This window comes from Aeromonas sp. 604443 (assembly GCF_049170315.1).
GTDB classification, from domain to species: domain Bacteria; phylum Pseudomonadota; class Gammaproteobacteria; order Enterobacterales; family Aeromonadaceae; genus Aeromonas; species Aeromonas veronii_A.
In genome coordinates, this window is sequence record NZ_JAAKMI010000001.1 from 328,961 (window position 1) to 346,865 (window position 17,905).

The following is a 17,905-nucleotide window of genomic DNA, read 5'->3' on the forward strand; positions in this document are numbered from 1 at the left end:
TCCTGTTGTCGCTTCCCCCTGATCATCCATAGGACAACCGAGTGATGACTTCAGGACAGATGACAAGCAAGGAAGACCTATCAACAGTATTCGTTGGATGAACATGTTGAGCTCCCAATGAGGCTTAGTGAGTGGTCATGTACAAAATCTTGAACCAGGAACATGCAACACCCAGTGACGGACCGCGGGACTACTTCAGAAATGCCCTTGGGGCAAAAATGGAGTGCCCAGCGAAGGAGCTTGGGACTGTGCGAAAATGTCAGACTGGAGAATTTGGACATCACCAGCGTTTCCCTCCGCTCTACCTTTTATCACCTATCAACATTGTCCATCCAAGCAAGGGCAGGAGAAGGAGTTATCTATAGGTAATCTGTAGGTACTTTTCCTATGGTCCCTGTGCTCAGGGAATACAGCGAACCTTGATAAGCATGTCTGTGAGCTTCCTGATTTTCCCCCCGCATCGGTGTCGTTATAATCTCGCCCCGATCTGAGTAATCCTGAAGATCCTCGCCCAGACCTACCTCCTGTGGGTTTGGGTTTCTTTTGCCCGAAGAGACCCACAAGTGGCTCGATTGATAATAGGAGAATGACTTAATGACTACTTCCGCCATCAAAATTGCTTCTATCATCCGTTTCGCTGACACTCAGTTCCGCGCCAACATGGACGACGACAACGTGGTCGCAATGATGGACCTGATCGAACGTGGGATTTCCTTCAAGACAAAGATTCGCCTTGCCAAAATCGAAGACAACATTTACCTGACCGACGGCTTCCACCGCCTCGAAGCATACGAACGCCTGCGCATCACCGAGATCCCCGCTGACCAGTATGAAGTGGTCCTTGCGTCCTCTCTCGAAGAAGTGCGTATCATGGCTATGGGCGCGAATGTGGCCCACGGCAAAGGCACTACTGAGGCCGACTACTACATCATCATTAAGAAAATGATGGGACTGGGCGACGGGAAGTACATGAAGAATGTCTTCGAGGCGGACATTAAGAAAATCGCAGAGGCGCTGGGGGCGCCCCGTCCTCGTGTTAATGCTGGCTACAGCGACTACTTCCCGAACGGTGGCCCGTCCCTTTCCCAGCAGTGCAAAGAGCGCCGTGACGCTGCAATTCTGGAGAAGCACAAGGAAGGGCTGAGTGTACGTAAGATCGGTGAGCTGTTCGGTGTAGGCAAATCCACCGTTGACGAAGTGATCAAGCAAGTGTCCGGAAATACGGAATCCGTAAAATCGGACACCCCCGAGGTCTCCACCTCCACAGTCCCGATGGAGTCCACTGAAGACCGCTCCGACACCCGTGCAACAGCTTCCTTTGTTAATGAACAGCTCGAAGAGTTGCTTGGGCCTGATTACCACGACACCGACGGCAACGCTGCTTTTTCCCTGAGTGAAGATGAAGCTGATGCTCCTGCCGCTCGCTTCGACGTCCTGGCTGCTACCGGCTACGGTGAAGACCTCTGCCAGCACACCAAGCCCTCCAACGAGTATGAGCGGGTTGAAGCCGCCAAAGCCAACCCTGTGAAACTTCAAGAAAAATGGATGACGCTGTGCGACGAGGAAGAGGTCCTGAAAGCCAAACTGGCCGAGATCGTCCAGCGCAAGTCCCAAGTGCGTCGGATCGCAACCCAGTGCGGCGTAGCTTTGCCTGAATAAAGTCGAAAGTGAGATGGGGTCTATTTCAAGGCCCCTCTATTTTTAAGACGAAACAATAAAATGTATTAATACCATCAGTGAGACTATCTGTAATAATTGTCAGTTGAAAGTATCAAAATAATTATTTAAATTCTTCACCCTCTCTAATTACATTATTAATGGTGTGTGATTATGATCAGGCAAAGGGGGAGTAGCTGGCAAGTCGATGTGACAGTTGATGGAAAAAGAATTAGAAAATCTGTACGAACATACGCAGAGGCTCATGAATTAGAATTGAAGCTTGAAGGCTCAAATAAAATAATAAAGCCTATAATAAACCAGCGGTCCAAAGTCAAAGTAGAGAACAGAAAAGTAACTTTTATAGATTATCAACCGACAATGAAGGACATGTTAGAACTGACATGGCGTCGTTCTTGGATTCATAGAAAAACGGGGAGCGAATTGAAAAGGCGATCTCTGCATGTACTTGTCCAGATGGGGTGGTTAGACTTGATTCCTGCGGAGATCTCGAAGAAACACTTTCTTCAACTTATTGACTTCTATCGGCTGGAAGGTAATAGCCTTGCAACTATCAACAGGAAAATTGTATCTATAACAAAGCTCTTAGGCACTGCCATTGATGAAGAATTGATCCACTTTAAGCCCTCTGTTCACCTCTTTAGGGAATGCAACGCCAGAACGAGATTTTTAACTTGCATGGAAGAAGATGCCCTTCTTTATTGGCTTCGCGAATTAGGATTTGATGAATCGTGGCATTTGACTCGGTTTCTTATTGATACTGGATGCAGATTTGGAGAGTCGATGTCGATACAGCCTCATAGTATAAATCGAAAAATGAAGAGTGTCTTATTCGAAAAAACCAAAAACTCAATGCCTCGAAAAATTCCTTTGACAGCTCGCGCATTGGAGTCAGTACTAAAATGGAGTGATTTAAATTACCAGACATTTTATAAGCAATTTACCTTAGCTCGAAGACATGCGAAACTAGGTATAGATGTCACACCGCATACATTGAGACATACCTGCGCAAGTCGTTTGGCTCAATCTGGCGTCCCAATGGCTATAATTAAAGCTTGGCTTGGACACAGAAGCATCCGAATGACAGATCGTTATGCACATTTAAATGATTCCAATCTAATCGAGGCACGAGACGTTTTGAATCATTTTAATGATAAATAGCACCTGCATTTAGACTTTATTAACCGTCAAGATGAAACAGGGTATTCTTGCGGAAATAAACTTACATGTAGTTGTAAATTTTAATAGTTCAGCAATAAATGCGAGCCATTGGCATGCATCACTTGTCTTCGCAATGCTCACACCACCAACCATTCGGCCCCATAACCATACTTTCCCCACAATACCGACACATTCGCTTCCTTGGCTCCTTGTTTGTAGGGATAGTCATGGACTGTGACCACCAGGTATCTGCGCTACTAGGCTGTAGGGAATGTCGTTCCTTGCCGTATTGATAGCGGGAAGCCAACGGCGAGCGGAAGCTTTGTTGACGGGACTGAACGCAGCTCTGGCGTGAACAGTAGCCCCCATGGTCAAGAACGGGACTAACAAGCTGGCAGTGCTTGCAGGACTTTGAGATCAGCGACGGGGATAGACTTGGTTCTCCCTTACGATCTGCAACCTGAGTCTGCTGTGATCGCTCCTGCAAGTGCCGTTTCCTCAGTTGTACAATTTCAATGTGTCTCTGAAGTTCTTCCTCCCGTGCCAGCCTATTCTGCTCACGCCTTTTGATTTCCTGACGCTCATGCTCCAATTGCTCAGCCAGCCATTTGTCGGCTTCAACCTGCCATTTCTGCAATACCTGTGCTTCACCAGGGTGATAGATCCAACCAAGACAATCATTCTGCTGGGAAAGGATCGTTATCAGCCAAGTGGTGGTATCCATGCCTTGCGGACGCTGGTCCCCGTAGAGATGTTTTCCAAAATTAGAGTACCGCACAGACAAGACTCCAGTGTTGGGATGCTGTTCGATGAACTGCTCCAGCCAAGCTGGTGAGTCGGGATCATTGACTGCGGGGAAGTGCAGCGCGAGGAACCAATCCTGCTTATTCACCAGCTGAAATAATCCCGCCGGAGCGTTATGAGAGCAGGCTTGTGATACTGAGCGGACGGCTATCTTCGGGTGTTCAGGGGTGACCAGCTTTAACTGGTTCTCGAAGAGGATGCTATGTGCGGGGGTACTGATAATTTGCAAGGCATCAAGCTTGGAGAGCAACATAAGCCTGACACTGGTTTCAAAGGCAAGCTCGCAATCATCACTACTCCCGTCATGATGCGCGAAACAATGCTCGTACTTCTCGCCCTTCCTTGCCACTAAACGTCCGTTGCAACTGGGGCAGCGGCACCCACATTGAAGTCCGCGCTCCACTTGATCAACAGAAACGATAGCTCCGGTACTGGTCTGAATGGCAAAGGGGATTTTGTTTTCCATCAATCAACTCCCAAAATTACCTTTCAGATGAGAGATCGTGAATCCCATCGATTACCACAAGCAATCCCGTTATAAAACCCTAAAGGAGACGGTAACGCACAAAGGCTATGCTGATGTGAGAAGTTATCACCACGATCTGCGTGTAAAAAGGCGTCTAACGTCATGGGGCCTCCACTTTCCAAACAGTAACAACCAGTGAGTTGACAGGCAAGTGCGGAAAACAGAAGCGAAACAACATGAAACCCAACGTAATTCCACAGTTAACTGGAGGGCTGGATGTGTCTTTATTGTCCATCAGAAAGGCACGAATCGCCGTCTGGAGATTACCTTTAGATGACCCGTCATTATTGATTGGGGCGAAGGGTCTGGACGTCTTCCATTACGGCTCCTTCGCAGAATCAAGGATGTGTGCGTCTGGGGTCACAAGGAATACGCATCAGCCACTAGCCCCACATTAGTCGCCAAGTCCGCAGCGCCTTCTAAGGTCTAGTGGTTCAGTGGATTTTAAAGCCAAGAGGAACCCTATGACTCCAAATTTCACCAAGGTGAACGGCAACAATACTTTCACCACTCTGCCAGTGACGGCACAGTCTCCCTATCTACTGGATCCAGACATCAAGTACAACCCTGCGGGTGACCTGAAGTGCTTCTTCACTGTCGAGGATAATGACTATTGGCGCTGTATTATCGAGCAGTGCACAGAAGACCTGAAGGAATACGCCACAAATGTCCACAAAAGTAGTGGCAAGAAGCCGTGCTTATCTGTCGACCTGCCATGGATCGAGAATGATGATAGGACGATCACTTTTAAGACCAAGCGAATTTCTTCGCTCAAGAAGAAGGACAATAAGATAATCAGGATCACTGTTCCCCAGTTCAACGTTAAGTGCCAGCCAATCGTGCCAATGGTTGACATCTGTGAGGGATCCACCATTTGTCTGAACGTGGAGATCTATAGATGGGCTGTCATTAATAAAGTTGGGGTTTCTCTGCGTCCTGTAGCTGTACAGGTGATTGAGCTGCACAAGCAAAGATGCCTTGGACGCAGTGCCGATGAGTATGGCTTTGGAATGAGGGAAGCTGGAAGCCCATTCTGAAACTGCTCTGACCAAACATCAGAGCAACGACATAGCTTTAGAAGCTTGAGACCTCAAGGGAGGCCCGTTATCATGGGCCTTTCAATTGCCCCTATAGCTACTCCACTTCATGTGGATTACTTTGGTCGGGTTAGTTGTTACATCTTGATTTTAGAAATCTTGTTGATGGCAATCAGTTCCATCCCCAAGTGCCTGATTTATTTGGGCTCGCATTGATAACCCGTCGACCTGGTCAGGACCGGAAGGTAGCAGCCAAGGCGGGGGACTCGAGTGCCGGGATGTGGCTGGTAGGGCCACCACTTGTTTCTGCAATTCAATAAGTTAGCTTCCTAAAGCCCTTGGTCATCCACTTTGTGTGGACGACGAGGAGCTCATCGATGAATCTCTGGCTCAGTCCCCACGGCATCTGGTATTACCGGAAAGTCACCACGCTCCCCTGTGGTCGCCGTAAAGAGATCAAAAAATCCCTGCATACCCGAGACAAACTTTGTGCACGTCACAAGGTGACCCAGCTGCTTGCCTGCGTGCGTTCCAGACCCAAGCCCATTCAGTTGCCTGCAGAGGTCAATGTTGTCCCACATGAGCAATCAGTAGCCCGGAATCCGGGTTTTATTGTTTGGTGACACGCATGGCTGCGTTGTATTTGAGCCGACCATGGAAAATATGTCTGTTTATCTCGCTTAGCAGCGTCTCTTTATTGATGGGCTTGGTGATATATCCATTCATGCCATGGGAGAGATAGTATTGCTTGGATTCCGGCATCGCATCCGCCGTCAGGGCGATGATGGGGATATCTGCCCAAGGCATCTGGGAGGTGCGGATCCGGGTGGTGGCCACCAGGCCATCCATCACTGGCATCTGGACATCCATCAACACCAGATCAAATTCGGTGTGACCCAGTTTCTCCAGCGCCTCTTCTCCCTGAACGGCCAATGTGACCTGATGGCCCACGGAGTCGAGCATGGCGCCGATCACCTTGCGGTTGGTGGCATTGTCATCAACCAGCAAGATGCGATAGCTCTCCTGATCCAGCGGCTTGGACGGCAGGCAAACAATCGAGGGGGTCGTGGCTCTAGCGGGCCAGATGTAGGTAAAAGTACTGCCATGTCCCTCACTGCTCTCTACCGAGATATCGCCGCCCATCAGGCGTGCGAGGTTACGGGATATTTCAAGTCCCAGGCCCGATCCGCCATATTGGCGGGTGATCGAGACATCCGCCTGGGCGAAACGTTGAAACAGGTTCTTTAGCTGACTTTTGCTCATGCCGATCCCGGTGTCTTGGATCGAGATGCGTATCGAGTGGCGGTCCTGCTCCAACAGGGTGCTATCAACATGGATCTTTACTTCCCCCTGATGGGTGAACTTGATGGCATTGCTCACCAGGTTGAAGAGGATCTGGCGCACCCTCAGCGGGTCGATCATCAACCACTCCGGCGTATCGGGGGCAACAGTCAGGGTCAGTTTGATCCCTTTTGCATCGCAGTTGCTCTGCATCAGGGCCCGGATATCCTCCAGCAGCTGGGGCAAGTGATGGGGGGCCAGTTGCAGCTCGATCTTGCCCTCTTCCAGTTTGGATACATCCAGAATGTCGTTAAGCAGACCGAGCAGATGGTTTGCCGATTCGCGCGCCGTCTCCAGATAGTCTCGCTCCCTCGGGTCCATATCCCGGTCGGCCAGCAGTGAGAGCATGCCGAGAATGCCATTCATGGGGGTGCGAATTTCATGGCTCATGTTGGCCAAAAAGCTGCTTTTGGCTCTTGTGCCTGCCTCTGCCGCTTGATTTGCCCGCAGCAGTTTGTCATTGAGCTGCTGCATCAGTTTGTGTTGCAGAAACGAGATATTCATTTGCCGCCAGATCAGCAGGGCGAGCACAAAGAGCAGCGCAAATTGCAGGGTCGCGATGAGTGTCGTCGTGATGATCTGCTCCCTCACGCTGTCGCGGCGTGCCACATCAAACAGGGTCGCCTGCTGGTTCACCTCCAGAGTCAGCTGATGGAGCAGGGGGAGCAGGGAGGCGAGCTGTTGGCGCAGCTCCTGATGGGCAAGATTGTCCAGCGGCTTGGTGGCTTCCGGGCCGAGCCAGATATCCGCCAGAGAGATGTAGGAGCGAATGGCTTTGCTTGCCTGCTGGTAGATCTCTGTTTGCTGAAGCAGGCTGCGATCCTTGCTCTCCAGCACCAGATCCATGCGGCTGACCAGAATATCGTATCTGAGCTGGAAGGTCGGTTGCGACTCATGGAGCAGCGAGCTTTGAAAACGCAGCGCTTCGTTATAGAGCTGGAAATAGTTCCACATCACGTTGTCTTCGCCCTGACTGGTACTGCGCTGCAGATCCTGAAATTGCCGGTACTGGATGGTACCAATACCGGCAAAGGCAAGGAGCAGCACGCAGAGCACCACAAACAAGAAACGTTGACTGGCCGCCATGGAACGCATGATGGGATCTACTCCACTTTTATCGCGCTGATCTGCCAGATAGCCCGACCGTAATAGAGCTTGTTTTGCAGTTCGGGATATTGATCGAACGGATAGACAAGGAACAGCGGCCCTTTGTCACGCACCGACAGTGGCTTGCCATTGATCGTGCGGGCGAGGATGACCCGATACTGCTCGGCATCGCTTGTCGGCACCTGTACCGAGTAGTCATTGAGCGCGGTAATGGTGAGCTGTTTGCCGGTTGCCCCGACCTTGGCCAATACATCTTGCAGCAGCGGGCCGCGAAAGGTTTTGGCTTCGTCATACCATGGGGTATGGGTTTTGATTTCGTGTACCGGCAGTTGATCCAGCATGGCGCTGTCCCACAGGGCCAGAGCGTGATGAGTGGGGCTGCTGATGGCGCCTTCAACCTTCAACACGGCGCTGTCAGGGGAGGGGGCTGCGTATGCGGTGCCGCAAAGGGCTGCCAGCAGTGGTGCGATGTAAAGGCCTGCTTTCATGATCTCTCCTTCCTGGAATATGGCGGCATGGGGGCCGAGCCAACGGTGGCTTGTGAGCTGTGTGCAAAGGCAAGCAATAATCGGGCCCGGTCTAATGGGCTTGAATTATCAGTCATTTAGCCTGTTATCGGGTGATCTCGGCCCAAGTGAATTGCAGTTTGCAACGTGCGGGGGAGGTTAATTGCAATTTGGCAATCAAAACGAGGCGTGGGTGTTGGCGAATAAGGCACAAAGAGTATCATTTGGAGAACAAGTGCCGTGGCACTGCCCGGCATAACATTTGCAACGTGCTGAATGCCGTGACAGCAAACAGTCTGAGAATCGACAAGGAGCTAGCGATGGAAAGCATGACTTACACCCTTAATGATATCCAGGTAGTGGTACTGGAAAACGAGTTTGACGCGATGGCCGTCAGTGAGCTCCGCCCGTTGTTTGAAACCCTCTCGACCCACCCGGGAGATATCCTGGCCGATATCAGCGATGTTCATTTTATCGACTCGTCGGGGATCGGAGCCTTGGTATTTCTCTATAAAAGATTGATTATGAACGGGCATCAGATGGCCCTTGTCTGTGGACCCGGTCAACCCCATGACCTGCTGGAGATGCTGCATATTGACCGGGTGATCCCCTGCCATGAGAGCATCAAGGCCTATATGCGCTCCCGTGGCATGATGGCCGCTGCATCATGAAACGCTTTGGTATCCTGCTCTCGTCCATCTTGCTGTCGGGTTGTGCGCAGTGGCCGCCACAGGGGTATGGCGGCATGGCAGAGGCAAGACCCACCCGTATTCCGGTCAATGAGGATGAACGGCGGGTCTGGTCTCGTTATGATGAGCGTCAGAAGGAACTCGACTTGCTGCTGACGGAATTAAAGCAAGCGAGTCTGCAGGGGTGTATGCCTGCCGAGTTGAAACGGCTACAATCTCAACGTATTGATATCGAACGGGATATGCACGGACGGCTCTGGTCGGATGTAGCCTGGCGTCAGACCGTGTTGGCACAATCACTACAACAAGTACGTTTGCGGCTGCAACAGACAACAGCGGATGGCTGTCGTGCTGATTGGTCAGGGCTCCCCTTACGCCAATGGGGGCAGACGTAACAGACGAAAAGGATGTCTATGAAACGGGGCGCTCTCGAAGGATTGATCTGTGTTCTCTTGCTGTTGTTCACCTGCCCGTTACTGGCCTCCACCTTGTTGGCTCCCGGTGATCGGTTGGCCATAGTGCAACCCGGTGAGCCTGCTTTTGATCAGCCTTTCCAGATCAACAAGCAGGGGGAGATTGCACTGCCTGAGGTCGGCAACGTCGTGGTGGGGGGGAAGACCCTGCAACAGGCGGATGAACTGATCCGCACCGCCCTCAAACCTGTTTACAACAACCTCTCTCAATTGACCGTCACCTTGCTGGAGAAGCGGCTGCTGATCAGCGTGATGGGTTATGTCAAAAAACCCGGCAGTTATGATCTGGCGCCCGATGGCAACGTGCAGATGGCCCTCGATGCCGCTGGCGGTCTGGTGCCCGGTGCCCAGCTCAACAATATGCAGGTGCGGCGCGGCAGCACGGTCTCTAGCTTCGACTACAAGCGTTATCTCGATACTGGCGATGCCAGCGTGTTGCCGCCATTGCAATCCCTTGATGTGGTGTTCGTGCCAGCATCCCCTTTGATCGGCAACGTGCAGATCGATTTTGATGCGGCAACCCTGGCGGCAGGCGGGGATGGCGATACCGGCAAGGCGATCAAGGTGTTTGGCGAGGTCAACAGCCCCGGCGCCTTCAGTTTCAAGAGTGGCAACTCCATCGTGGATCTGCTGATGCGGGCTGGTGGGGTGACCCGTTTTGCCGGGGTGGAGCGGATCCGGGTGATCAATGGTGATGCCCCCGAGCTGTTCGATCTCAAAGCCTATCTCGACTCCGGCAACAACAAGCTGCTGCCCAATCTGGCGCCGGGCGCCACCATCTTCGTGCCCAAGGATGAAGAGCAGATAAAACGGGGGGCACGCACCATCTACATCATGGGCGAGGTGTTCAAACCCGGCGCCTATGAGGGGCGGGAAGGGGACTCGTTCCTCGATATTCTGGCCAATGCCGGCGGCCCGACCCGCTATGCCGAGAGTCGTCAGATCCGTTTGCTGCGCACCGATGGCACGATCGAACCCATCGACTTGCAGGCTTATACCGAGGGGATGCAAAAGGCGTTGCCCCAAGTCAAACCCGGTGATGCCATCTTTGTGCCGGAAAAAACTGATATCAACGAGAAGTCCTGGTTGAAAGTGGCACCCGGGCGGGCGGTGATGGTGATGGGGGCGGTGCGGATCCCGGGCCGTTATGAATGGTCTGACGAGATGTCGTTGCTGGATCTGATCGCCCACGCCGGTGGCCCCAACGAGCGGGCCGATATCGCCAAGGTGCAGATCCTGACCGCCGAAGGGGGGCAGGCCACGCCGACCCTGTTTGATCTCGACAAGTTTCTCCATCAGGGCGGGGCGCTCGCCAGCCTGCCAAAGATCCGGGCCGGATTCACCATCATGATCCCCGAGCTGCCCACCGATCCCAGTGACAACAAGTCCCAGTGGGTGCGCCAGTCACCGGACAGTTCCATCTATATCTTCGGTCAGGTCGGGGCGCCCGGTCGCTATGCCTTCAATGAGCAGATGGGCTTTATCGACATCCTGTCGGCCGCCGATGGTCCGACTGCGGCGGCGGATCTGCGCAATGTGCGTATCGCCCATCGCAGTGGCAGCACGGCGCGGGTCAGCAAGCTCGATCTTGCCCTCTACTTTGAAACCGGCGATGAAACCTTGCTGCCCAAGGTGCTGCCCGGCGATTCCATCTACCTGCCGGAGAAGAATCGTCCCTGGCTCGATGAGCCAAAGGAGAACACCATTCGGGTGCTGGGAGCGATCGCCCGCCCCGGTCGCTACCGCTTTGACTCTTCCATGACCCTGCTGGATCTGCTGGCCGAGGCGGGGGGCCCGACCAGCAGCGCCTATATCAAGAAGATTGTGGTGATCAACATGGCCACCAGTGGTCAGGGGGATCAGGCCCGCAGCTTCGATCTCGACGGCTTTGCCAAAGAGCCCGACTTTAGCCAGTTACCGGTGCTGCGCGCAGGGGACACCGTCTTTATCCCTGACAGCAAGAGCAGTAACTGGGCCATCTTCATGGATGGCATGCGCGACATTTTGACCACGATCTCGGTGGTGGCCCTGGTCGGGACGCTTTGATATGAGCATCCCCATTCAATATCTGGAGCTCGAATCCCTCTACGCGGCGACGGTCGCCCGGGGGATCCGCTCGCTGGCGGTCACCTCGTCAGAAGGGGGAGAGGGGGTGAGCTCCATCTGCGATGCGCTGGCAAGGCGCTCGGAGGCGGATGGGCTGCGCACCCTGCTGGTGGATCTCAATCTCTATCACCCCGGCCGCGCCACGGCGGTTGCCTGGGGGCCCAATGATGTGCCCGAGCCGGTGGCCACTGGCCGGTCGTTGTCCCTGCTCCCGGCGCCGGGCAAGGATCTGATGGCTTTTCGCAACAAGGATACCTTGCGCCAATTGCTGGTTCGCTGGCTCGAACATTACGATGTTGTGATCTTCGATACCTCGCCGCTCACCGCCCTCAATCGGGGTAATATTCCGGCCGATCAGGTGTGTGGGGCCTGTGAAGGGGCACTGCTGGTGGTGCTGGCGGGAGTGACGCCGACGACGGTGGTACAAAGTGCGGTGGATAAACTGACCCGTGCCGAGGCCAATCTGATTGGCGCTGTCTATAACGACAAACTCAACCCGGGGCTGGCCAGCGAGATCCTGCGCGAACTCAACCGGCTGCCCAGTAACCGGGTGACCGAATGGCTCAAGCGCTGGTGCCGGCGCAGTGCCTTGCTCAATTTCCGGATCTGATCGCCCGCTGATGGAGGCCCGATATGGATGACTGGTTGCGATCTGCTCCGGCAACCCTGCAGTCGGTGCGCGAACTGCGCAACCGGCTGGCGCAGGGACTCTCCCTGTTTCAGGTCTCCCCAAAGGATCAAGCCAACTGGCTGCTCTGTTTCAGTGAGCTGGCCACCAATAGTGTCAAGCACACAGCTCCTCCCGCGACCAGGCTCTGGCTCACGCTGAAAGAGGATGAAACGGGTTTGAGTCTGATACTGGAGGATGATGGCGGTCCGCAACCCGGTCTTGCCAGCGCGCCGTTACCCGATGAGCTGCAGGAGGGGGGATACGGGCTGGCGCTGGTGCACCAGCTGTTTGCCGAGGTGCACTTCTCTCGCGACGGTGATCGCAATCGCGTGACCCTTCGCCAGCAGGGCCCGGTCAACCAACTGCCGGTGCTCGCGGTGATCGACGATGACAAGGTGATGCGTGCCTTGCTCACCGCCTATCTCCATGAGCACTACCGGGTTGAAAGTTATGCCGACTCCCATACCGCCCTGCTGGCGCTCGGGAAGCAGCCCCCCGCTCTGGTGCTCTCCGATATCGAGATGGAGGGGATCGATGGCTTTGGGCTGCGCCAGCAGTTGATGAAGGATCCCAAGATGAAGGGGGTGCCCTTTATCTTCCTGACCGGTCATCAGGATCAGTGGACCCAGAGTCGGGCGGGGGCGCTGGGGATCGATGACTTTCTGGTCAAACCCATCACCAAGCAGGACCTGTTGCTGGCGGTTTCGCGGGTGCTGCAACGCTCGCAGCAGCTTAAGTCGCAATGGGGCGAACAGCTGGATCAGCGCATGACCTCGGCGCTGCGCCCGTTATTGCCCGCCACCGCCATAGGGGGATACCAGCTGGCGCTGCAAACCCGCGCGGCTACTGTGGGGGGCGGGGATTTTCTGCTGGTCAAGGATCGGGTGCTGTGGCTCGGGGATGTGATGGGCCACGATGCGGAAGCCAAGTTTTTTGCCCATGCCTATGCCGGTTATCTGCGCGGTTTGCTGACCGCCCACGATCTGGAGCGCGCCCCCGCCCGCTTGCTGACCATCTTGTCCAATGCGGTTCACAGTGATCCGCTCCTCGGGGCTACCCTGCTCACCACCCTCTGCATTGAGCTCGGCAACGAGGGGCGGGTGCAGTGGGCCAGTGCGGGCCACCCTGCGCCCTGGCTGGTCGGGCCAGGTACCATCCGTCAGGTCGGCGTGACCGGCCCCTTGCCCGGTTTGCGCCCGGATCCCCACTTCGTGACCAATGAGCGTCAGCTCAAGCCCGGCGAGATCCTGCTGTTCTGGACCGACGGTCTGCTCGATAGCCGTGATGCCGCAGAGCGCAAGCGCTGGGAGTCGCAGCTCAAGGAGATCTGCCTGACTTCGGGGCCCGGTCTTGAGCAACTGGCTCATCGCATCGCCCGCTGGTTTGATGAGCGCATCAATGATGCCGCCCTCGATGACATGACCCTCCTGCTGGTCGCCTGTCCCGGCGCCTGATCCTGCCCCTCTTTGCCTGACTGGCCCGCTCTATGCAGCGCCTCATTTCAGGTGGCATGGAGCCACGGGAGGAGGGCCTTATGTTACCCATGCAGCAGATCTGGCTGGCCATCGATGCGCGTCAGGTCGGTGGAATAGAAGTTCACATTATCCATCTCGCCAACGATCTGCTGGCCAGGGGATTTCGCCCCACCATAGTGCTGGTGAGCAACCATGGCATGACCCCGTTTACGACCCTGCTCAAACAGCAGGGCTTGCCTTACGAGGTGTGCCACAACAGCCGCGATTTTATGCGCCGTCTGGCCCGCCAGCCTGCCTCAGTGCTGATCCACACCCATGGCTACAAGGCCGGGGTGCTGGGGCGGCTGACGGCCTGGTTTACCGGTAAATCGGTGGTCTCGACTTTTCACAGTGGGGATGACGGGGAGGGGTTGCTGAAGTTTTACAGCTGGCTGGATCGTATCACAGCGCGTTTTGCGAAGTGTATTGCAGTGAGCGAGCCCATCGCTCGCAAATTGCCTGTGCCAAGCACGGTGATCAGCAATTTTGTCCCCATGCCTGCGACGCCGGCTACGGTAACTGGCAACCGGATTGCCTTTGTCGGCCGCCTCTCGCCGGAAAAGGGGCCGGAGGCGTTCTGCCAGCTGGCCGCCTTCTGCCCGGATGGGGCGTTTCATCTCTACGGGGATGGCCCCATGAAAAGCGCTTTGTTGCAGCAGTATGGTGATCGCGTCCAGCTTCATGGTTTCCAGAACATGGCCAATGAGTGGCACAACATCGACCTGCTCTGCATCACTTCCCGCTTTGAAGGGTTGCCGCTGGTGGCCCTGGAGGCGATGGCTCACGGCATACCGGTTTGTACCTTTGCGGTGGGGGGGCTGGTCAACCTGATCGACCATAAATCCAATGGCTGGCTGGTGGAGCCCGGCCATGTGCGGGATATGGCGGAGCTGGTCAACTACTGGCTGCGCAGCGATGGGGTGGTGCGCAGCAAAATGAGTCAGGCGGCCCGCAACACCATAGCCCGCGGGTACAGCGTCAACAACAGAGTGACCGATATTCTGGCCGTCTACAGCGCCTGAATCACGGAGAAACCTGTCAAAACGAGTGGCCACTGGCTACTCGTTTTTTTATGTGCCGGTGTTAGGGGGTGCAGGGGGCGGATTGCTTCGGTGATCACGCAACGCTCGGGTTTCTGCAGTGGGTCACGCGGACATCAGGCCTGTGGATGGGGCCAGATGATGGCGATCAGGCCGCTGGCTTCTCAGTGATCACCGCGGACGTGCCACAAGGATGTGCCATAAAAAAGGCCATTGCAGTGGCAATGGCCTGATGGGGTTGGGGTGTGGTTGAGGTTGGCACAGCGGGATTAGCGCCCCTTCTTGCCAACCATGATGGCGATCGTCTTGCCGATGATATGCACATCCTGCACCAGCCAGCGCCAGGGGTGGAGCAGGGAGACCGAGTAGGCCAGATCGAACGCCAACTTGCTGCGCACATCATCGAGCGACTCGTCGTAACCCTGGTTGACCTGTGCCAGACCGGTAATGCCGGGGGCCACTTCATAGGTGCGTTCGATAAAGTACGGCACCGCATCTTCCAGCCGGTTGGCGATCCCGGGTCGCTCCGGACGGGGGCCGATCAGCGACATCTCCCCCTTGAGCACATTGATAAACTGCGGCAGCTCATCGAGCCGGGTTTTGCGCAGAAAGTCGCCGCTACGGGTGATCCGGCTGTCCCCCTTGCCACACCAGACCGGCCCGGTGCCCGCCTCGGCGTCGGCGCGCATGGTGCGAAACTTGATCATGAAAAAGAGCTCGGTATGGGTGGCGTGGCTGCGTCCGATCCGCAGCTGACGAAAGAACACAGGCCCCGGGCTATCGAGCCGGATGGCCAGCATGATCAGCGGCCACAGTGGCAGCGTCAGCAGCAGGCCAAGAGTGGCACCGAGCAGATCCATGCTGCGTTTGACCACCAGGGTCAATCTTGGAATGGGGTGTGTCATACGGCTTTCTCCTGTGACATGAAACGTATGGGGGCGCGCAGGCAGTAGCGCAGGGTGCCCATGCCGTTGTACCAGTGTCCGAGCACCAGATAGTGGATCTTGCGAAACAGATTGGGCCAGGGGTGCACAGGGGTCAGCTGGATCAGGATGACCAGCAGATACCCCAGCAGTTGCAGCCCCAGCAACAGCTGAAATAGCAGGGATTGGGTGGCCAGCGGGATGGCGCAGAGCCACAGCAGGGTCAGGCAGAGCGGCATCAGCACCCGCAGCCCCTTGCCACTGGCAAAGTTGAAGGCAACCCAGCCGAACTTGGGGTGCAGCAGGGGCAGCAACCGCAGCAGCTGCTGGGTGTTGCCGGCCCCGATCCGCTGGCGCCGTGTCGCCTCCAGCACGGCATCGGAAACTTCCAGCTCCAGTGCGGCGCAGCGATTGTCATAGACCGCCCGATATCCTTTGGCGATGGCCTGCATCGGCAGGATGAAATCGTCGTTGATGGTATCGGCGGCCAGCGGGGTGAGGCACTCCCGGCGCATCATGTAAAAGGCCCCGTGGGCCCCCAGCATACCGCCAAGGGCCGACTCGCAGAGCTTGATCTGGCTTTGATAGTGCCAGTAACTCTCCTCGCCCTGGGAGCCCGGTTGCCAGAAGCGGTATGCTTCCCCGACCACACCTACCTTGGGATCGGCAAAATGGGCGACCGCCAGCAGCAGGCTGTCGATGGGCAGCAGGGCCGAGACATCGGTGAGGGCCACCAGATCGCTGTGTACCCGGGTCATGGCCTCGTTGAGCACGGCAACCTTGCCGCGATTGCGGGGGTGATCAAACAGCCTGATCTGCAACTGCAGCAGGGCGGGATCTCCGAGCTGGCTTAGCGCAATGGGGTAGCTGTTGTCGCTGCAACCGTCGAAATGCACATGCACCCACAGCTTGTCGGCGGGGTAATCGAGGCTGGCGAGGTTTTGCAGCTTGGCCGCGATGGTCGCCGCCTCGTTGTAGACCGGCATCAACAGGGTGATGGTCGGCAGTGCCTCATCGGTGGCGTCTGTTTTGAACCCTCGATCCAGAGGGCGGGGTGGATTGGCTACCTTGCGCGCCTGCCGACCACCGAATTTGAGTAGCAGGGGATAGCCGACATGGTGGTAGACCACCAGTACAGCACACAGCCAGAACACGATCATGATCCATTCCATGGGATGCTCCTCTGGTCATCGGGTCGCTTGATCAGCGGCTGTAAAGCTGCTGATAGGCCTGAGCCATCCGGCTCAAGCTGCTTTGCTGGCACACAAACTCTCGGGTGACGGCACGCAGGCTATGGCACTGCAGCAACCCTTGTGCCAGAAGCTGGGCAAGGTGACTGGGATCCCGCTCCGACAGGATATGGCCACTGGCTTGGCAGACGATCTCTCTGGCCGCCCCCACATCGCTCATCACCACCGGTACCCCGCAGGCCTGGGCTTCCAGCACGCAAAGCGGCATCCCCTCTGCCAGCGAGGGGAGGCAGAAGAGATCCAGCCCCTGATAGAAGCGCGGCATGTTTTCGACCAGCCCCAGAAAATGGACCCGATGGGCGATCCCCAGTTGCTGACACTGTTGTTGCAACGCATTTTGCAAACTGCCGACCCCTGCCAACGCAAGATGCACCTCCTCCGGCAGAGTGCGGATCGCCTCCAGCAGCAAGTTATGCCCCTTGACCGATTCAAGGCGTGCGGCGCAGCCAATCAGTTTGACCCCTTGCGGCAATCCCATCTCCTGACGGGCGAGGGCGGCGGCGCCCGGGGCAAAACGCTGCTCATCGATGCCGTTGGGGATCACGGTTGGCGACAGCTGGCCCAGCTTGGCCAGCAGCTGGTTGGCCACCGGCGTGGCATCGGCCACCAGAATGGGTTTGAAGGCGCGCAGTCCCCACAGGGCCAGCGTGCGCTGATGGGGATCATCGAGATACCAGGCATCGTGCTCTGTGTGTACCAGGGTGGGCACCCGGGCCAGCCGACTGGCGAGGCCGCCATAGAGCATGGGCCCCAGATGGTGGGTATGTACTGCGACGGGCTTGAGTTGGCTCAGCAGTCGGGTGAGCCGCCAGAGGGTCGCCAGCGACCAGCCTGCGGGCTTTTCCAGACAGTGAATATTGCCTGCGAAGGGATGCAGAGCGGGCCATGCCCTTAGCACATCCCCTTTGCGCCCTTCGAGGGAGATGATATGCACCGGCTGCTCGGCAGGGCTCGCCTGCGTGAGGTTGAGCACCATGGTCTCCAGCCCGCCGGGCTGCAGGTGCTGCACGATTTGAACGATGGAGCCCCTGCGGGGATGGGGTCTGTGCGACGGGGTTGATGACAACATGGTTCGCGCTCC

General features: G+C 56.0%; 16 protein-coding genes and 1 other RNA gene. 11 read left to right on the forward strand and 6 right to left on the reverse strand.

Going from position 1 to position 17,905, the window contains the following annotated elements:
• Positions 1-594 precede the first annotated feature (594 nt).
• Both G5380_RS01360 and G5380_RS01365 read left to right on the forward strand, forming a co-directional pair.
• Positions 595-1,659: a hypothetical protein gene (locus G5380_RS01360; protein ID WP_335833062.1), complete on the forward strand. Its 1,065-nt coding sequence runs from the start codon at positions 595-597 to the stop codon at positions 1,657-1,659.
• Between the two features lie 171 nt (positions 1,660-1,830).
• Positions 1,831-2,838 carry a tyrosine-type recombinase/integrase gene (locus tag G5380_RS01365; protein ID WP_421352239.1) on the forward strand — a complete coding sequence of 336 codons (1,008 nt, stop codon included), beginning with the start codon at positions 1,831-1,833 and terminating at the stop codon, positions 2,836-2,838.
• A 118-nt stretch (positions 2,839-2,956) separates the two neighbouring features.
• On the opposite strand, the gene G5380_RS01370 is transcribed toward G5380_RS01365, so the two are convergent.
• A complete protein-coding gene (locus tag G5380_RS01370) occupies positions 2,957-4,108 on the reverse strand; it encodes a hypothetical protein (protein WP_421352240.1) in 1,152 nt (383 codons plus the stop codon).
• 524 nt (positions 4,109-4,632) lie between these two features.
• Here G5380_RS01370 and G5380_RS01375 point away from each other — a divergent pair.
• From G5380_RS01375 to G5380_RS01385, 3 genes are all read left to right on the forward strand, one after another.
• A complete protein-coding gene (locus tag G5380_RS01375; RefSeq protein ID WP_421352241.1) occupies positions 4,633-5,205 on the forward strand; it encodes a hypothetical protein in 573 nt (190 codons plus the stop codon).
• A 199-nt stretch (positions 5,206-5,404) separates the two neighbouring features.
• Positions 5,405-5,498: signal recognition particle sRNA small type (ffs, locus tag G5380_RS01380), an RNA gene on the forward strand.
• 84 nt (positions 5,499-5,582) lie between these two features.
• Positions 5,583-5,828 (forward strand): hypothetical protein, encoded by a 246-nt coding sequence (locus G5380_RS01385; RefSeq protein WP_421352242.1) that lies wholly within the window; start codon positions 5,583-5,585, stop codon positions 5,826-5,828.
• Here G5380_RS01385 and G5380_RS01390 read toward each other — a convergent pair.
• Positions 5,815-7,641: an ATP-binding protein gene (locus G5380_RS01390; protein WP_421352243.1), complete on the reverse strand. Its 1,827-nt coding sequence runs from the start codon at positions 7,639-7,641 to the stop codon at positions 5,815-5,817. The two genes, G5380_RS01385 and G5380_RS01390, sit on opposite strands and share 14 nt — an antisense overlap.
• 8 nt (positions 7,642-7,649) lie before the next feature.
• Positions 7,650-8,141, reverse strand: coding sequence for a molybdopterin-dependent oxidoreductase (locus G5380_RS01395; protein ID WP_421352244.1), 492 nt, complete (start codon positions 8,139-8,141; stop codon positions 7,650-7,652).
• Between the two features lie 338 nt (positions 8,142-8,479).
• On the opposite strand from G5380_RS01395, the gene G5380_RS01400 reads away from it, so the two are divergent.
• The 6 genes from G5380_RS01400 (at position 8,480) to G5380_RS01425 (ending at position 14,633) form a co-directional block, all read left to right on the forward strand.
• On the forward strand, positions 8,480-8,830 hold the full coding sequence (locus G5380_RS01400; RefSeq protein WP_005333409.1) for an STAS domain-containing protein: 351 nt from the start codon (positions 8,480-8,482) through the stop codon (positions 8,828-8,830).
• Positions 8,827-9,243, forward strand: coding sequence for a hypothetical protein (locus tag G5380_RS01405; RefSeq protein WP_421352245.1), 417 nt, complete (start codon positions 8,827-8,829; stop codon positions 9,241-9,243). The genes G5380_RS01400 and G5380_RS01405 overlap by 4 nt, the downstream gene beginning before the upstream one ends.
• 18 nt (positions 9,244-9,261) lie before the next feature.
• Positions 9,262-11,367: an SLBB domain-containing protein gene (locus G5380_RS01410; RefSeq protein ID WP_005360128.1), complete on the forward strand. Its 2,106-nt coding sequence runs from the start codon at positions 9,262-9,264 to the stop codon at positions 11,365-11,367.
• A gap of 1 nt (position 11,368) precedes the next feature.
• Entirely contained in the window at positions 11,369-12,037 is a 669-nt protein-coding gene (locus G5380_RS01415; RefSeq protein ID WP_005360129.1) for a tyrosine-protein kinase family protein, read from the forward strand.
• Positions 12,038-12,060: 23 nt separating this feature from the next.
• Positions 12,061-13,551, forward strand: coding sequence for a SpoIIE family protein phosphatase (locus G5380_RS01420; protein ID WP_421352246.1), 1,491 nt, complete (start codon positions 12,061-12,063; stop codon positions 13,549-13,551).
• Between the two features lie 80 nt (positions 13,552-13,631).
• Positions 13,632-14,633, forward strand: coding sequence for a glycosyltransferase family 4 protein (locus G5380_RS01425; RefSeq protein ID WP_421352247.1), 1,002 nt, complete (start codon positions 13,632-13,634; stop codon positions 14,631-14,633).
• Between the two features lie 287 nt (positions 14,634-14,920).
• Here G5380_RS01425 and G5380_RS01430 read toward each other — a convergent pair whose 3' ends face one another.
• The 3 genes from G5380_RS01430 to G5380_RS01440 are packed head-to-tail and all read right to left on the reverse strand — an operon-like array spanning position 14,921 to position 17,893.
• Complete coding sequence (locus G5380_RS01430) at positions 14,921-15,556, reverse strand: sugar transferase (RefSeq protein WP_421352248.1); 636 nt, start codon at positions 15,554-15,556, stop codon at positions 14,921-14,923.
• Positions 15,553-16,746, reverse strand: a complete 1,194-nt coding sequence (locus G5380_RS01435) for a glycosyltransferase family 2 protein (RefSeq protein WP_421352249.1) — start codon at positions 16,744-16,746, stop codon at positions 15,553-15,555. The genes G5380_RS01430 and G5380_RS01435 overlap by 4 nt, the downstream gene beginning before the upstream one ends.
• Before the next feature lie 31 nt (positions 16,747-16,777).
• Positions 16,778-17,893 carry a glycosyltransferase gene (locus G5380_RS01440; RefSeq protein WP_421352250.1) on the reverse strand — a complete coding sequence of 372 codons (1,116 nt, stop codon included), beginning with the start codon at positions 17,891-17,893 and terminating at the stop codon, positions 16,778-16,780.
• Positions 17,894-17,905: the final 12 nt, after the last annotated feature.

Bases quoted from the DNA above. Each gene is read 5' to 3' on its own strand.
- G5380_RS01405 (WP_421352245.1), top strand. From the start codon at position 8,827: ATGAAACGCTTTGGTATCCTGCTCTCGTCCATCTTGCTGTCGGGTTGT.
- G5380_RS01440 (WP_421352250.1), bottom strand. From the start codon at position 17,893: ATGTTGTCATCAACCCCGTCGCACAGACCCCATCCCCGCAGGGGCTCC.
- G5380_RS01375 (WP_421352241.1), top strand. From the start codon at position 4,633: ATGACTCCAAATTTCACCAAGGTGAACGGCAACAATACTTTCACCACT.
- G5380_RS01395 (WP_421352244.1), bottom strand. From the start codon at position 8,141: ATGAAAGCAGGCCTTTACATCGCACCACTGCTGGCAGCCCTTTGCGGC.
- G5380_RS01415 (WP_005360129.1), top strand. From the start codon at position 11,369: ATGAGCATCCCCATTCAATATCTGGAGCTCGAATCCCTCTACGCGGCG.
- G5380_RS01410 (WP_005360128.1), top strand. From the start codon at position 9,262: ATGAAACGGGGCGCTCTCGAAGGATTGATCTGTGTTCTCTTGCTGTTG.
- G5380_RS01385 (WP_421352242.1), top strand. From the start codon at position 5,583: ATGAATCTCTGGCTCAGTCCCCACGGCATCTGGTATTACCGGAAAGTC.
- G5380_RS01370 (WP_421352240.1), bottom strand. From the start codon at position 4,108: ATGGAAAACAAAATCCCCTTTGCCATTCAGACCAGTACCGGAGCTATC.
- G5380_RS01420 (WP_421352246.1), top strand. From the start codon at position 12,061: ATGGATGACTGGTTGCGATCTGCTCCGGCAACCCTGCAGTCGGTGCGC.
- G5380_RS01400 (WP_005333409.1), top strand. From the start codon at position 8,480: ATGGAAAGCATGACTTACACCCTTAATGATATCCAGGTAGTGGTACTG.
- G5380_RS01360 (WP_335833062.1), top strand. From the start codon at position 595: ATGACTACTTCCGCCATCAAAATTGCTTCTATCATCCGTTTCGCTGAC.
- G5380_RS01365 (WP_421352239.1), top strand. From the start codon at position 1,831: ATGATCAGGCAAAGGGGGAGTAGCTGGCAAGTCGATGTGACAGTTGAT.
- G5380_RS01435 (WP_421352249.1), bottom strand. From the start codon at position 16,746: ATGGAATGGATCATGATCGTGTTCTGGCTGTGTGCTGTACTGGTGGTC.
- G5380_RS01390 (WP_421352243.1), bottom strand. From the start codon at position 7,641: ATGCGTTCCATGGCGGCCAGTCAACGTTTCTTGTTTGTGGTGCTCTGC.
- G5380_RS01430 (WP_421352248.1), bottom strand. From the start codon at position 15,556: ATGACACACCCCATTCCAAGATTGACCCTGGTGGTCAAACGCAGCATG.
- G5380_RS01425 (WP_421352247.1), top strand. From the start codon at position 13,632: ATGTTACCCATGCAGCAGATCTGGCTGGCCATCGATGCGCGTCAGGTC.